The organism is Temperatibacter marinus (genome assembly GCF_031598375.1).
Taxonomy (GTDB): domain Bacteria; phylum Pseudomonadota; class Alphaproteobacteria; order Sphingomonadales; family Kordiimonadaceae; genus Temperatibacter; species Temperatibacter marinus.
Genome location: NZ_CP123872.1, coordinates 700,165 through 714,075, shown reverse-complemented (window position 1 = coordinate 714,075; position 13,911 = coordinate 700,165). Strand labels below are relative to the sequence as shown.

Genomic DNA, 13,911 nt, shown 5'->3' with positions numbered 1-13,911 from the left:
TACGGTCTATTAGAAATCTGAAATCAATCCTTTTTTTTCCCAATCCCCATAACGCGTGGGTTCAGGTCCTTTATAGCCCCCAATTTCTTTGGGTGGTTTTGGGTGGGATTCTTCAGAATTTTCAGTTTTTGTATCAGGTTCGTCTTGAGTGGCAGTCATAGGTTTTTCATTGGTCATCGCGCAGTCCTAGGATCCAAGTTTCTGATCAAAATTTTCTTCTTTTGCTCGTTTAATGAAATAGAGAGCAATAACGCCGGTGATAAGAGGCAAGAGCCAACCAAATTCACCTACCCAAATTTTACCGCTCTTGGTGGTTTTGGTCATGCTTTCAAATAAATGGTAGACCATGACATTATGCATTGCATGGAAAATTACAGAAGGCCAGAGGCTGCCAGATTTAAGGCGGTAAAATGTGAGTGGGAAGCTTATGAAAACCAGCATAGAAATATAGGCCCAAATGCGACTATTATCGAAGCATAAACATAAGTTTTCGTTAGCATAATTGCCATAAAGTAGTACAGGGAAGTGCCAAAGCGCCCAGATTAATCCAGAGATTAAACTGGTCATTGCGAAACCAAATTTACGCATCAACTGGGGGACCAAAAAGCCTCGCCATCCAATTTCCTCGCCCAATGTATGGGCCAACGTTCTAACAAATACGACTGTAAGAAGGATGAAGATGAAGAAGGCGATTGAGAGCTCTGCAGACCAGCCCACCAACCCAAATCTATCTTGCAGATAAGTGAGAGTGCCAGATCCCGATGGCTTAATAAATTCGAAACTATAGGCAATGAAATAGGCTATACTCACATATAAAACAGGCAGAAAATAGGACCGCCATGACCATTTTGCATCTCCGAGTTTCCAGCCTAGAGAATTGATGGAAAGGCCCATGATTTTGCAAGTTGCAAGTGCAGCGAGGCCGGGCATCCACATCATAAAAACATAGTAATAAGTGTGGCGTGCCAATTCGATCGCCATATAATAAGCAGGCAGAGAGAAAAGTGCAGTCAGCCCTAAAAAGAGCCCAATTGCTTTCCATACCTTCTGATCTGGTAATAAATCACTTTGACCGACAGTTGTCATGCTTTGTGCCCCGTTGTTCATCCTCAGGTATTCAAGGTTTTGTTGGCTAATTCTTTATTCGGTATTTTTTATTTTATCTATAGAAGCAAAATATTCATTCCTATGCTAGCAAAATAGTAAAATGCTTGAACCAAAGTGAATAGTTTCGCTATGATCTGTGCATGAATTGCGATAAAGCGTTCAATGGTCAAGAGAGGAACCCTTATTTTATGGCATTTATTCTGAATTCACAGCTCGCAAATGAGTGTATCCCTCTTATGGAATTAGACCTCTGCACTGTTCTATTGCTCAGGGATGCAAATTTTCCACGCCTCGTACTGGTGCCGCGTGTCCCAGGGGCCACTGAACTGTTCGATTTGAGCCAGCCTCAGCAAGCCCAACTGATGCAAGAAATATCAGAAGTATCAAAACGGTTAAAAACCGCCTTTGAAGCCACAAAAATTAATGTCGGATCTATGGGCAATATGGTCAGTCAGTTGCATATTCATATTGTAGCACGATTTGAAGGGGATCCTTGTTGGCCGCGCACCATGTGGGATTATCCAAAAGCAGCCTATCCTGACGGCGATCTTGAAGATTGGATCGCAGGCATGAAAAAAGTTCTTGGATCGTAATGACGCTTATGAAGTCTTATCTTTATACTTGCAAATGTCTGAAAGATTACATTTAGCGCAATCAGGTTTACGTGCTTTGCAGATGTAACGGCCATGCAAGATTAACCAGTGATGGGCATGGAGCTTAAAATCTTCGGGGACTACTTTCAAAAGACTATCTCCCACCTTATCGGGGGTTTTGCCCGGGGCGAGCCCTGTGCGGTTTGATACCCGATAAATATGGGTATCCACTGCGATGGTCGGAATATGAAAAGCTTCATTTAATACCACATCAGCAGTTTTTCGCCCCACACCAGGCAATGCCGTTAGTTCTTCAGCAGTTCTGGGCACTTCCCCGTCATGGTTTTTCACAAGTAGGTCAGCCATCTTCATGACATTTGCGGCTTTAGAGTTATAAAGCCCAATGGTTTTGATATAGTCTTTCAGGCCCTCAAGTCCTAGGTCGAGCATTTTTTGTGGGGTGTCAGCAACAGGCCATAAGGCGCGGGTTGCCTTATTGACGCCCACGTCTGTTGCCTGCGCAGATAAGGCCACAGCAACCAACAGTGTATAGGTATTTGTATACTCAAGCTCAGTGCGAGGAGCAGGATTATTTTCTGCCCAGCGCGCAAACATTTCTAAAATTTGGACTTTGTTCAGTTTACTGTATTTTCCAGCCATTAGCTGATCTCCTGACAAACACTGTCAACAATTCGAACCAAGCGTTTCAAATCCACATCTCGTGACAACCTGTGATCTCCCTCAGGAACAAGAATTGCCTCTACATTCTCCCCTGTGATTGCATGGGCGATGTCAAGCGCAGTTACCCAAGGCACATCCGGATCTGCTGTGCCTTGAATGAGACGAACGGGTATATCTGTGTGGATGGGGCCGTTCATAACGCGGTTTGCCCAACCATCATCAAATAAGTCTTTAGTGAAAACATAGGGATCAGGACCATAGTCGCTAGGTATAAGAACGCGCCCTTTAGTCAATACGTCCTGTTGTTGTGCTTGTGTGAGCTCTGCCCAGTGTCGCGGGGTGAAATCAGGTGCTGAGGCAATGCCAACAAACCCTTTAACGCGCCCTGGTCTCTTTTTTAGGGTAAGAAGAGAAATCCACCCGCCCATTGACGATCCAACAAGTACTTGAGGACCTTGTGTAAGCTGATCTAAGATAGCCAGGGTGTCTTGATGCCAAAGACCGATAGTCCCATCAGCAAAAGCACCGTCAGAATGGCCGTGTCCTTGATAGTCAAAGCGCACATAAGACCGCCCAGTCGTCTTGCAATAGTTTTCAAGCTCTATCGCTTTGCCACCGTCCATATCTGACATGAATCCGCCACACCAAATAACCCCAGGCCCGCGACCATCTATTTTATGATAAGCAAGGCGAGTACCATGCGCAGTCTCAAGATATGTTGGCGTAGTCATTTTTATTCCTTCAGTGGTTTTTCATTGACACTATCAAGCTAAATTGTGTCAATCAAGCATTGATCGGGTCTTTAAGCCTTGACTTCCCTTGGTTCAATGGGTAACTCGCTAGGGTATATTTTAAATGCAATCAAGAGGACCAAGATCATGAGTGACATGTCATCGAACGCTGTAAATCTGAAACTGCCTGACGGAAGTGTGCGCACGCTTACCGGCACAGTGACGGGTACGGCGCTTGCAGAAGACATTGGGCCAGGCCTTGCCAAAGCTGCGCTTGCGATTTATGTGAACGGCGAGCTGTGGGATTTATCTCGTGAAATTACAGAAGACAGTGATGTTTCTATCCTAACGGCCCGTGACGGTGATGATGCTCTTGATATCTTGCGCCACGACTGTGCACATATTCTTGCTGAAGCTGTGCAAGAGATGTATCCCGGGACTCAAGTAACTATAGGGCCCAATATTCAGGATGGATTTTTCTATGATTTTGCTTTTAAGACACCTTTTTCAGAAGCGGATTTGGAAAAAGTTGAAAAGCGTATGCATGAGATCGTTGCGCGTGATGAAGAAATTACCCGTGAGATTTGGGACCGCGATGAAGCCATTGCCCATTTCAAATCCATAGGAGAAACATATAAAGCTGAGATCATTTCAGACATTCCAGCCGGTGAAGATGTCACAATCTACCGTCAAGGGGAATGGAAGGATCTGTGCCGAGGACCGCATTTGCCGTCAACAGGCAAGCTTGGCAAGCATTTTAAATTGATGAAAGTCGCTGGCGCTTACTGGCGCGGTGACAGCCAAAATGAAATGCTAACCCGCATTTACGGAACATGCTGGACCGATAAAAAAGAATTACGCGCTTATCTCACCCGGTTGGAAGAAGCAGAAAAGCGCGATCACCGTAAACTGGGCCGCGAGATGGACTTGTTCCACTTGCAAGAAGAAGCGCAAGGATCTGTTTTTTGGCACCCTCAAGGCTATAAAGTATGGTTAGAGCTTGAAGGATATATTCGCCGTCGCCTGCGTGATGCTGACTATCAAGAGATTAAAACACCGCAAATTCTCGATAGTAAATTCTGGGAGCAGTCAGGTCATTGGGATAAATTCCGTGAGAATATGTTTGTCGTGCCTGATGAAGTCCCAAATATTGAGGATGAGGGTCCTGTTCTTTCTGGTAAATCTAAGTTGATGGCGTTGAAGCCTATGAACTGTCCTGCACACGTTCAAGTCTTTAAGCAGGGTATTCGCTCCTATAAAGACTTACCAATTCGATTTGCAGAATTTGGGTGCTGTCACCGGAATGAAGCGCACGGTGCTTTGCATGGGTTGATGCGAGTTCGTCAAATGACGCAAGATGATGCCCATATTTTCTGCCGGGAAGATCAAATAACAGAGGAAGCGGTCGGTTTCTGTGATTTACTCTCGCGTGTATATCAAGATCTTGGATTCCCTGAATTTAAAGTTCTTCTGGCAACACGCCCTGAAAAAAGAGCCGGGACAGATGAGACATGGGACCGGGCTGAGGGTGGCTTGGAAAAAGCGTTGATTGAAGCGGGCATTAATTTTGATTATGCCCCTGGAGAAGGGGCTTTTTACGGTCCAAAGCTTGAGTTCCACCTGAGCGATGCAATTGGACGAACGTGGCAGTGCGGTACTTTGCAGCTTGATTTTGTTCTGCCTGAGCGGTTGGATGCAACTTATGTTGCTGAAGATGGCTCGCGCCAACGCCCAGTGATGTTGCACCGTGCGATCCTTGGAACACTAGAGCGTTTCATCGGTATCATGATTGAGCACTTTGCCGGACGCTTCCCGCTTTGGCTTGCCCCTACTCAAGTGGCCGTGGCAACCATTACAAGCGAGGCTAACGACTATGCTGAGCAAGTGGTTGAGAAATTGAAGGCTGTTGGTATCCGTGCTGTATTAGATATTCGCAATGAGAAGATTAACTATAAAGTGCGCGAACATAGTCATGCAAAAGTCCCTGCAATTTTGGTATGTGGTGCTCGTGAAGCAGAGCAGCAAACAGTGTCTGTTCGTCGCTTAGGATCTAAAGACAATACAGTGATTGCATTGGACGAAGTGATTGCAAGTCTTGTCTCTGAGGGTACAGCGCCAGACTTAAAGGCTTAGTTGCCTGAACGTCACAGTATGAATGATAACGACGGATGTTTTGTTGTTATCTTGCCGTAACCCCTGAATTTACTCGATTTTTCGGGGGTTATATGTTTAATATAAAGCAAGAGAGTCGTTTTGGCTTTCTAAACCATAGTCTGAATAAGAAATAGGAGACAGATATACGTAATCAGCAATTTGCTGGGGCACCTAAAAAAGGCGGTCCTCGCGTAAACAGAGACATCAGGGAAACGGAAGTGCGCCTGATCGGAGCAGATGGAGATAATGTTGGCGTTGTAGATATTCGTAAAGCAATGGATATGGCTCGTGATGCGGGTCTGGACCTTGTAGAAGTATCCCCCAATGTGTCGCCCCCTGTCTGTAAAATTCTCGACTATGGTAAATTCAAATATGAGCAGCAAAAGAAAGCTTCTGCCGCACGTAAAAAGCAAAAAACCGTTGAAGTCAAAGAGATTAAAATGCGTCCAAACACTGACGTGCATGACTTTAATGTGAAGATGAAAAAGGTTCATCAGTTCATTGAAAAAGGCGATAAGGTGAAATTGACCATTCGTTTCCGCGGTCGTGAGATGGCGCACCAAGAACTGGGTATGGAAGTCTTGAAACGTGTTGAAGAAGAAATGAAAGAAGATGCGAAAATCGAGGCTCGTCCAAAAATGGAAGGTCGTCAGATGATGATGATCTTGGGCCCGAAATAAGCCTTTAAAAAATATCCACATTATTAAAGCCGTCTGATTTTCAGGCGGCTTTATTCTTTTTATCGTTGCCCAAAGACCATTTTATTCTTGATTATACAGATATATTCATCTTGTAGTCCTGAGAGGAATAGATAAGAATATCCTTGTTTCTCAGTGGATTGAGGAGCATCATACAGGGAAGATATCCCGAGTGACGCAAACGAGGATAATAAAATGAAATTTGGATTATTTCTAAAAAAAGAGAGGGAAGCTCGCGAATGGACGCAGCCCCAAGCCGCAGAGGCGATTGGGATTGAACAGTCCTATTTATCGAAACTGGAAAATGGAAAGGCCATTCCCAGTACAGAGACATTCGAGCAATTAATGGCTTGCTATGAGTTTGATCTTAAAAAGCTTGGCGAGGCCGTGGATGATAGCGAGCTGGAGAAATTACAAGAAATTGTCTTGGTGCGTGACTTCATCATGCGCAGTCGAACCAAATCTGAGAAGAGTAGACGACGTTGGCTAATCACCGGATTGGTTGCCGTAATGACGGGTGTTTTCTTTATGGGCTACGCCTTTTCTCCGCTTCACGACGTTCAAGTCAAGCATACTTACGAAAGCAAAGGGGTGATCCAGCAAAAGGAATCACCATATATTTTCGCAGAGATGCCGAGTTTTTCTGATTTTAAGCGGATCATGCAAACGGGTGGCAAAGTCACAATGGAATTGCAGGGCATAGGGCCAGGCCCCGCGCCCTCCTCTGAAAGAGATAGATTGAAAATGAAACCTTTATCAACTCGTCTTGATTATCATGTGACCAAGACATGGCAGTACCGCGGTGAATATTATGATATTCCTGTAAAGGAACAAGAAAAGGCAGGGGTTTATCGCCGTTATAATTTAATTCATTCCAAACGCTATCGTACTACAGACCCGATTGTCGGTATGCTGGCCTTTGGCCTCATGCTTTTTGTCGGCGGGCTAGCGAGCTTTTTTATCAGTCGCCGTTGGTAACACAACCACGTGATAGCAACTCAGTAAACGAGATAAGACTGGCTAAAGTCTTTTAGGTAGTCTATATTTTTTAAACATCAAAATACTTTGGTGCATTTCTACATTTTCAATGATGTCATATGTGACGTGTTGACGGTCTAGTCAACAATGTCAGGATATATATCATACCTTCTTCAATACCTAATTCGAAAACTGCTTCCTATCATTCTGTCTGTCAAAACTTGGAGATAGAGGCTGACCTATTCACTCAAGTTGGGCAAGATTTAGTGAGCTATGGCTATAGTATCCAACCGAATTTACTGCCCGAGTCCTTAGCCAATCAATTGGTACTGCACATTCATAGCGATAAGGCGCCGACCTATAAACCAGCAGGGATTGGCAGACAGAAAACGCAGCAACATAACCCTGAGATCCGCCGCGACAAAACAGCATGGACTGATCAAGAAAGGTGTAGGGCAGATCATGACTGGCATCTTTGGTCTGAACGGTTGCGGCATCATTTAAACCGTGAGCTTCTGTTAGGGTTATCGCCTATTGAGAGCCACTATGCTTGCTATCAAAAAGGAGATTTTTACAGCAAACATATGGACGCCTTCCACGGACAAAGCAATCGCCGTTTGTCCTTAGTGGCTTTTCTCAATCCCCGTTGGCAATCAGAGAATGCAGGTCAATTAGTCCTCTATACAGGCGTAGATAATACCACCCGCGTTCAAGTGAGCCCTATGCTGGGGACAGTTGCTTTCTTTATGAGTACAGAGATCCCCCATGAAGTTCTGCCGACAACTTGTACGCGCCATTCTATTGCAGGTTGGTATGGATAGTTTTATTTTTGTTGCTTATTACGTGCTTAATATACATATTTACAGGGTATAAGTTTCATAATAGGAAACATCCATGGATGATCTAACTCATATCTTAACCTTCTGTCGTACTGTTGAAACAGGAAGTGTGACAGAGGCAGCAAAAAGTTTAAACCTGACCAAATCTGTCGCTAGCAGACGTCTGTCTACCTTAGAAGAGAATTTGGGCGTCTCTTTACTTAAAAGGTCACCACGCGGTGCTGTGGCCACAGAAGCTGGTGAACTCTATTATGACCGAGCCCGCTCTATACTTGATAGATTAGACTCGGCACGGCAAGAGGTGAGTGGTCTTGGCAGTGCCTTAGTGGGACGCCTTCGGGTGACAGCCCCGCGTAGTCTTGGTGACATTTTGTTGAACAAGGCTTTCTCAGCTTTTGTAAAGGAAAACGCTGGAATTGATCTCGAGTTGAACTTAACTGATAAACAAGTAGACTTGATCGGGGAGGGCTATGACCTTGGGATTCGTGTGGGGCAACTGAAAGATAGCAGCCTGATTGGTAAAAAACTGACGGATGTACGTCCAGCCGTCGTTGCCAGTCCTGCCTATCTAAAAGAACACGGCACACCAGAGACCCCAGAACATCTCAAGGACCATGAGTGTATTTTCTATTCAAACGTTGAAGCTAGAAGTCAGTGGAAGTTCCAAACCAGTCACGGAAATACACAGTCCGTCCGAGTGAAGGGCCGGTTGATTACTAGCAGTGGAAAGATGCAGGTTCAAGGGGCGTTAGACGGGGTCGGTGTCGCTGTCTTGCCCATGTTTTTTGTGCATCGCTCTTTACTTTCTGGGGATCTTGTTGAGCTCTTAAGTGATTATACCCAGCATACAATGGGTATATATGCGCTTTATCCGCCGTCCCGTCAGCAAAGTACAAAAGTCAGGGCCCTAGTTGATCATATGGCGGCTTATTTTAAATCTGAAGGCGTTAAGTGTTGCTTTTAAGGGAACATAAAGTCTCGCCTTTATGACCTATTATCCTCTCTGATACTGCCTTATTGTCTGATTATAGATTAATAAGGAGATGACCAATGACAGCCCGTACAGTAAAAACTCTTTTGCCTGCCCTCACCCAACAAGAAGGCGATGGGGCAACCGTACATAGAACAATTGGACGACCGGAACTGTCCGTACTTGATCCATTTCTCTTACTAGATGAATTTGAGCTTAAGGATGGAGCGGGTGGCTTTCCCGAGCACCCTCACAGAGGTTTTGAGACAGTGACCTATATGTTTTCGGGCAAAATGGCCCACCAAGATAACAAAGGTGGCGGCGGCGTGATTGGCCCAGGAGACGCGCAGTGGATGACCGCAGGCAGTGGCTTGCAGCACAGTGAAATGCCCGTTAGCGAAAACGGGGAAAGCGTGCACGGCATGCAGCTTTGGGTGAATTTGCCCGCCAATGAGAAAATGAAAGTGCCAAATTACCAAGATGTCACAGCAGAGAATCTGATCGTGATAGAGGAAGATGGCAGTGAGATCCGACTGATCGCAGGAGGCTACGATAATCAACGAGGTCCTGTGGAAGGAGTTCATCTAGACCCTACATATATGGATATTCACTTAAGGGCAGGTCAGACTATGACTCTGGATTTGCCGCACGACCATACGGCTTTTGTTTATCCAGTGGAAGGCAGCATTGAAATTGACAAACAGGTCGTCTCTAAACGAACGCTGGCAGTTTTAACAGACGGGGATCAGGTCGCACTTTCTGCGCTTGAGACGGGGCGTCTTATTGTCGCTGCAGCGCGGCCAACGCGTGAACCAGTTGCACGATACGGCCCCTTTGTGATGAATACAAAAGAGGAAATTCACCGGGCAATTTCGGACTATAATAACGGTCACTTTTAAACGGGAATTGCTACAAAAAAAGCCCAGTCCGAAGGCTGGGCTTTTCTATGAGTTCACTTAGAAATTCTATTCGCGGTTTCCTAGGAAACTCAAAAGGAATAGGAAAAGATTGATAAAGTTAAGATAGAGGTTCAATGCCCCCATAATCGCTGCTTTACCAAGGAAGCCACTACCAGCAAGTTGATGATATTCAGACTTAAGACGCTGCGTATCATAGGCTGTCATTCCTGCAAAAATAAGAACACCCAGTGCATTAATGATAAAGGCCATCATGCTTGATCCAAGGAAGATATTCACAATGCTTGCGATGATAATCCCAATCAGACCCATAAAGAGGAAAGTTCCCCAACCAGATAGATCTTTCTTCGTTGTATACCCATAGAGGCTAAGCGCGCCAAAGGCGGCTGCCGTCACGAAGAAGGTCGAGGCAATACTCTCTGTCGTATAGGTTAAGAAAATGGTTGAAATAGAGACACCCATTACAGCAGCAAAGGCAAAGAAGATCCCTTTCAAGGCAGAAGCACTAAAGCGGTTCACACCGAAGCTCATGACCATAACAAAGGCAAGAGGAGCCAGCATGAAGAGGAAACCAGTACCGCCTGACATCGCAGCGTAGATCATTTCAGGATTTGTACTCAACCACAGAGAGACTATACCTGTGAGTAAAACTCCAGATGCCATATAGTTGTATACGTTCAGCATATGCTTACGCAGACCCATATTATACCCAGCACGCGCTTCCGTATTTGGCGTAGCGGAATATTTCATATCGTAATCAGCCACGATTGAGCTCCTTTAATAAGTTAGAGGGGCAGACAAAATGTCTACAATAGTCCCATATGATTTAAATATGAGGATTCTCTAACAAGATTTCAAGTGTAAAAAATTAATAGAGAAAAAGTTTAGAGCATTCTGTCCGCCTGGGCGGACAGATGAGATTTATTCATTCCGTAAGACACTATTGGGGGATACGGCCAAGGCACGGAAGCTGCCCATAAGGCCAAAACCTAAAGTGACGACAAGACTTGTGGCAAGCGTGATCATGATTGGCACAGGCAGCCAGGTAAATTGCATTTGCCATACTTGTGTAACCACCACATAACCGGCCAGTCCCCCAAGCGCGAGGGCAATCAGAGCCACGATTAATCCAACCATCAAATATTCAAGAATATAAGCCTTTAGAATTTGACTGCGGACGGCGCCTACTACTTTGAGAATAACGCTTTCATACACCCGTTGACGGAAGCCTGCCGCTATTGCCCCTGCGAGCACCAAAATGCCAGAGAGGATTGCGATCAAAGCTGTGCCCTTAATAGCAACGCTCATTTGGGAGAGAAGGTCATTAAGTTTCTGCAGAATTTCCTTCATTCGGATGACACTAACATTTTCATATTTTTTCGTAATCAGACGATGGGCAGTCCGTTCCGCTTCAGCATTTGTAGTTTTAACAGTCGCCATCAGTGTATGGGGGGCAACTGAGAGGGTGTAAGGGTCAAAAATAAAGACAAAGTTAAAGCCCATAGAGCTCCAATTAATTTTCCTGATAGAGCGAATGGTCGCCGTAATCTCACGCCCTAAGATGTTGAAGGTTACCGTATCTCCAATATCCAACCCTAAACCTGCGGCTTCACGTTCCCCGATAGAAATTTCTGGCTGTCCTTGATAATCTTCAGGCCACCAAGAGCCTTTGACGACGTCGCTACCAAGTGGTAATTCTTTGAGATATGTTATGCCTCTGTCGCCGCGAACAATCCATCTGAAGCCTTCGCCGACTTTGTTCATGTCAACATCAGCACCGTTAAATTTAATGACACGACCTCGAAGATTGGCCACCGTCTCTAGATCAGAGATGCCGTCCACTGACAGAACGTCTTCTTTAAAGCCATCGATCTGACTTTTTTGAATGTCCATAAAGAAAAAACTAGGGGCCCGCTCAGGAACTTGTTCTTGAACTTGAGCATCCAGATTTCCTTCAATCAAGGCCAGCGCGCTAAAGAGAGTAAGCCCCAGCCCCAGCGAGATGGTCACTGGTCCCGTAGCTGCCCCTGGACGGTGAATATTTGCTATGGCAAGTCGCAGCAAGGGTTTGCGTGTTTTTGGCAATTTAGATGCTATTTTCTCTATCAACCAGCTTGTAAGGCGAAGGAGTAATAAACTGCCTACAGCCCCAGCCATAAAGCCAGCGGCGATCATTTTTCTATCACTCATTCCCACTGATAGCATCACGATTGTAATCGCACTGGCAATGATCAACGCCAAATAAGTAGCTCTTGGGCGTGTGCGATCTCCCTCTACTTGTTCTCTGAATAAACGAACGGGGGGCAGGTCTCTGGCAACCCCGAGAGGCCATGCAGTAAAGGCTGTTGTCACCAATAGGCCGTAGAGAGCAGCCAATACCAATGGCATGGTATAGATGCCCGCATGGGCTTCAATAGGAAAATTATCTGGCAAGAGCTGAACCAGCAACTGCGGTAAGAAACTACCGACCACGAGGCCAACCCCAATGGAGATTAGACCGATGATCAAGATTTGGGCAAAATAGACTTTAAAGATTGTACTGCCACTGGCACCAAGAATTTTGAGGGTGGCAATCGTGCGCGTTTTAAAATCCATATATCCTTTTACAGCATTGCCAACACCAACACCCCCAACGATTAAGGCTGTCAGCCCTACAAGGGTTAAAAACATGCCCATGCGTTCAATAAACCGACGTAAGCCAGGGGCGCTGTTGGTGCGATCTCTTACCCGCCAATCCGTATCAGGGAAGGCTTCTTTGAAATTTGTTCTAAAGTCAGTAAGGGCTTGTTGGTCGTTTTTCTGCAGACGTAATTTGTACGCATAGCCGATCAGGCTTCCATATTGGACCAGGCCTGTTTGTTGAAGACCTGCATTGGATATCATGACAGTTGGTCCCAGTTGAAACCCAAGATTAGCTTTGTCCGGCTCACTAATAATCAGACTGCGGACTTCGGCTTGAAGCGTTCCAAGTTTAATCTTATCGCCGATTTTAAGCTGAAGACGATCTGCCAGTAGTTCCTCAATAGCAACACCAAAAACAGCATTATTTTGCGCTAAGATGGTGCCCATTTCTTGCTGAGGGACTGTTTCAACTCGACCATAAAGAGGATAACCTTCCCCCACGGCACGCAGGTCAACCATAGTTGCTTCCCCGCTGGTCATAGATCTGGCCATGGTTGGCATCCGACTGGTTGTGATCAGCGTGCCTTTTTCCTTGAGATAGGTCAGGGCAGTTTGCGGGATCGTTTTGCGGCCAGTTCCGATTTCTATATCGCCCCCAAGAATCGTTTGACCCTCACGAGCGAGACTGTCTTCAATTGATTTTGTTAACGTGCCCACAGCTGCAATTGTTGCAACACCGATCACCAAACAGGCGATAAAGATTTTAAATCCGCCTAGACCGCCACGAAGTTCCCGCAAGGCAATACGTGCCCAGACAGGCAGGCCTGCATAGGCCCCATTTTGAGAGTGTCTAGTCATTAGTGAACTGCCGTTTTTTCAGAGCGATCCAAGTCAGGAGAGTGTGTATCGCCAGTATCATCAACTATCAGTCCGTCTGCCATGCTAATGACGCGATCACAGCGGTCAGCTAAGGCTGGGTCATGGGTCACAATAATGAGCGTCGATCCTCGACGTTCTGCGAGATCAAAGATCAGATCAATGATAGCGCGACCCGTATTGCTATCTAAATTTCCTGTGGGTTCATCCCCAAAAAGAATCGGGGGTTCGGGTGCTAGGGCGCGAGCGAGGGCAACACGCTGCTGTTCTCCCCCTGAAAGTTGTGTCGGATAGTGATCCATTCGGTGGCCAAGTCCCACCAAGTCAAGTTCAGCTTCTGCGCGTTCAAAAGCCTGCTTTGTGCCGGCAAGTTCAAGCGGTACAGCGACATTCTCTGTAGCAGTCATTGTCGGAATGAGGTGAAATGCCTGAAGAACAATACCTATGCGGCCTAAGCGATGCTTGGCAAGGATATCTTCGTCCTTGCCAACTAAAGAAAGAGAATCGACGATCACATCTCCTTCGGTGGCTTGTTCCATTCCTGTCATTAAACTCATCAGAGATGATTTGCCTGAGCCGCTGGGGCCTACAATGCCTACCGTCGTCCCTTTTTTAATGTCGAGATTAATGCCTTTTAAAATGTGAACTGGACCTGCGCCACTATTCAGCGTTAAATGAACATTGTTTAACTTGATGATGCTATCGTTTTGGCTCATGATGTTTTTCGCTCTTTTATTATTTTTAG

14 protein-coding genes are annotated in these 13,911 nt (G+C 45.7%); 7 read left to right on the top strand and 7 right to left on the bottom strand.

Going from position 1 to position 13,911, the window contains the following annotated elements; all coding sequences use genetic code 11:
- Positions 1-9: 9 nt before the first annotated feature.
- On the bottom strand, positions 10-177 hold the full coding sequence (locus QGN29_RS03245; protein ID WP_310799237.1) for a DUF1674 domain-containing protein: 168 nt from the start codon (positions 175-177) through the stop codon (positions 10-12).
- A 9-nt stretch (positions 178-186) separates the two neighbouring features.
- A complete protein-coding gene (locus tag QGN29_RS03240) occupies positions 187-1,086 on the bottom strand; it encodes a CPBP family intramembrane glutamic endopeptidase (protein ID WP_310799236.1) in 900 nt (299 codons plus the stop codon).
- A gap of 209 nt (positions 1,087-1,295) precedes the next feature.
- On the opposite strand from QGN29_RS03240, the gene QGN29_RS03235 reads away from it, so the two are divergent.
- Positions 1,296-1,700 (top strand): HIT family protein, encoded by a 405-nt coding sequence (locus QGN29_RS03235; RefSeq protein WP_310799235.1) that lies wholly within the window; start codon positions 1,296-1,298, stop codon positions 1,698-1,700.
- Between the two features lie 6 nt (positions 1,701-1,706).
- On the opposite strand, the gene nth is transcribed toward QGN29_RS03235, so the two are convergent.
- Together nth and QGN29_RS03225 are read right to left on the bottom strand one after the other, a co-directional pair.
- Entirely contained in the window at positions 1,707-2,360 is a 654-nt protein-coding gene (gene nth, locus QGN29_RS03230; protein WP_310799234.1) for an endonuclease III, read from the bottom strand.
- Positions 2,360-3,112, bottom strand: a complete 753-nt coding sequence (locus QGN29_RS03225; protein WP_310799233.1) for an alpha/beta fold hydrolase — start codon at positions 3,110-3,112, stop codon at positions 2,360-2,362. Before QGN29_RS03225 ends, nth begins: the two co-directional genes overlap by 1 nt.
- Positions 3,113-3,268: 156 nt before the next feature.
- Here QGN29_RS03225 and thrS point away from each other — a divergent pair, with 156 nt between their 5' ends.
- From thrS to QGN29_RS03195, 6 genes are all read left to right on the top strand, one after another.
- Complete coding sequence (gene thrS / locus QGN29_RS03220) at positions 3,269-5,245, top strand: threonine--tRNA ligase (RefSeq protein ID WP_375164670.1); 1,977 nt, start codon at positions 3,269-3,271, stop codon at positions 5,243-5,245.
- A 164-nt stretch (positions 5,246-5,409) separates the two neighbouring features.
- On the top strand, positions 5,410-5,946 hold the full coding sequence (infC, locus tag QGN29_RS03215) for a translation initiation factor IF-3 (RefSeq protein WP_310800020.1): 537 nt from the start codon (positions 5,410-5,412) through the stop codon (positions 5,944-5,946).
- A 213-nt stretch (positions 5,947-6,159) separates the two neighbouring features.
- A complete protein-coding gene (locus QGN29_RS03210; RefSeq protein WP_310799231.1) occupies positions 6,160-6,942 on the top strand; it encodes a helix-turn-helix domain-containing protein in 783 nt (260 codons plus the stop codon).
- Between the two features lie 266 nt (positions 6,943-7,208).
- The gene (locus tag QGN29_RS03205) at positions 7,209-7,763 is read left to right on the top strand and encodes a 2OG-Fe(II) oxygenase (protein WP_310799230.1); all 555 of its coding nucleotides are present in this window, start codon (positions 7,209-7,211) and stop codon (positions 7,761-7,763) included.
- 73 nt (positions 7,764-7,836) lie between these two features.
- Positions 7,837-8,745 (top strand): LysR family transcriptional regulator, encoded by a 909-nt coding sequence (locus QGN29_RS03200; RefSeq protein WP_310799229.1) that lies wholly within the window; start codon positions 7,837-7,839, stop codon positions 8,743-8,745.
- A gap of 86 nt (positions 8,746-8,831) precedes the next feature.
- A complete protein-coding gene (locus tag QGN29_RS03195) occupies positions 8,832-9,650 on the top strand; it encodes a pirin family protein (RefSeq protein ID WP_310799228.1) in 819 nt (272 codons plus the stop codon).
- 66 nt (positions 9,651-9,716) lie between these two features.
- On the opposite strand, the gene QGN29_RS03190 is transcribed toward QGN29_RS03195, so the two are convergent.
- The 3 genes from QGN29_RS03190 to QGN29_RS03180 form a co-directional block, all read right to left on the bottom strand.
- Entirely contained in the window at positions 9,717-10,418 is a 702-nt protein-coding gene (locus QGN29_RS03190) for a Bax inhibitor-1/YccA family protein (RefSeq protein WP_375164668.1), read from the bottom strand.
- A 171-nt stretch (positions 10,419-10,589) separates the two neighbouring features.
- On the bottom strand, positions 10,590-13,148 hold the full coding sequence (locus QGN29_RS03185; RefSeq protein ID WP_310799226.1) for an ABC transporter permease: 2,559 nt from the start codon (positions 13,146-13,148) through the stop codon (positions 10,590-10,592).
- Positions 13,148-13,882: an ABC transporter ATP-binding protein gene (locus tag QGN29_RS03180; RefSeq protein ID WP_310799225.1), complete on the bottom strand. Its 735-nt coding sequence runs from the start codon at positions 13,880-13,882 to the stop codon at positions 13,148-13,150. The genes QGN29_RS03185 and QGN29_RS03180 overlap by 1 nt, the downstream gene beginning before the upstream one ends.
- Between the last annotated feature and the right edge of the window lie 29 nt (positions 13,883-13,911).

Coding starts and splice junctions, on each gene's coding strand:
- QGN29_RS03225 (WP_310799233.1), bottom strand. CDS start 3,112: ATGACTACGCCAACATATCTTGAGACTGCGCATGGTACTCGCCTTGCT.
- QGN29_RS03210 (WP_310799231.1), top strand. CDS start 6,160: ATGAAATTTGGATTATTTCTAAAAAAAGAGAGGGAAGCTCGCGAATGG.
- QGN29_RS03235 (WP_310799235.1), top strand. CDS start 1,296: ATGGCATTTATTCTGAATTCACAGCTCGCAAATGAGTGTATCCCTCTT.
- QGN29_RS03245 (WP_310799237.1), bottom strand. CDS start 177: ATGACCAATGAAAAACCTATGACTGCCACTCAAGACGAACCTGATACA.
- thrS (WP_375164670.1), top strand. CDS start 3,269: ATGTCATCGAACGCTGTAAATCTGAAACTGCCTGACGGAAGTGTGCGC.
- QGN29_RS03240 (WP_310799236.1), bottom strand. CDS start 1,086: ATGACAACTGTCGGTCAAAGTGATTTATTACCAGATCAGAAGGTATGG.
- QGN29_RS03200 (WP_310799229.1), top strand. CDS start 7,837: ATGGATGATCTAACTCATATCTTAACCTTCTGTCGTACTGTTGAAACA.
- QGN29_RS03195 (WP_310799228.1), top strand. CDS start 8,832: ATGACAGCCCGTACAGTAAAAACTCTTTTGCCTGCCCTCACCCAACAA.
- QGN29_RS03180 (WP_310799225.1), bottom strand. CDS start 13,882: ATGAGCCAAAACGATAGCATCATCAAGTTAAACAATGTTCATTTAACG.
- QGN29_RS03185 (WP_310799226.1), bottom strand. CDS start 13,148: ATGACTAGACACTCTCAAAATGGGGCCTATGCAGGCCTGCCTGTCTGG.
- nth (WP_310799234.1), bottom strand. CDS start 2,360: ATGGCTGGAAAATACAGTAAACTGAACAAAGTCCAAATTTTAGAAATG.
- QGN29_RS03190 (WP_375164668.1), bottom strand. CDS start 10,418: ATGAAATATTCCGCTACGCCAAATACGGAAGCGCGTGCTGGGTATAAT.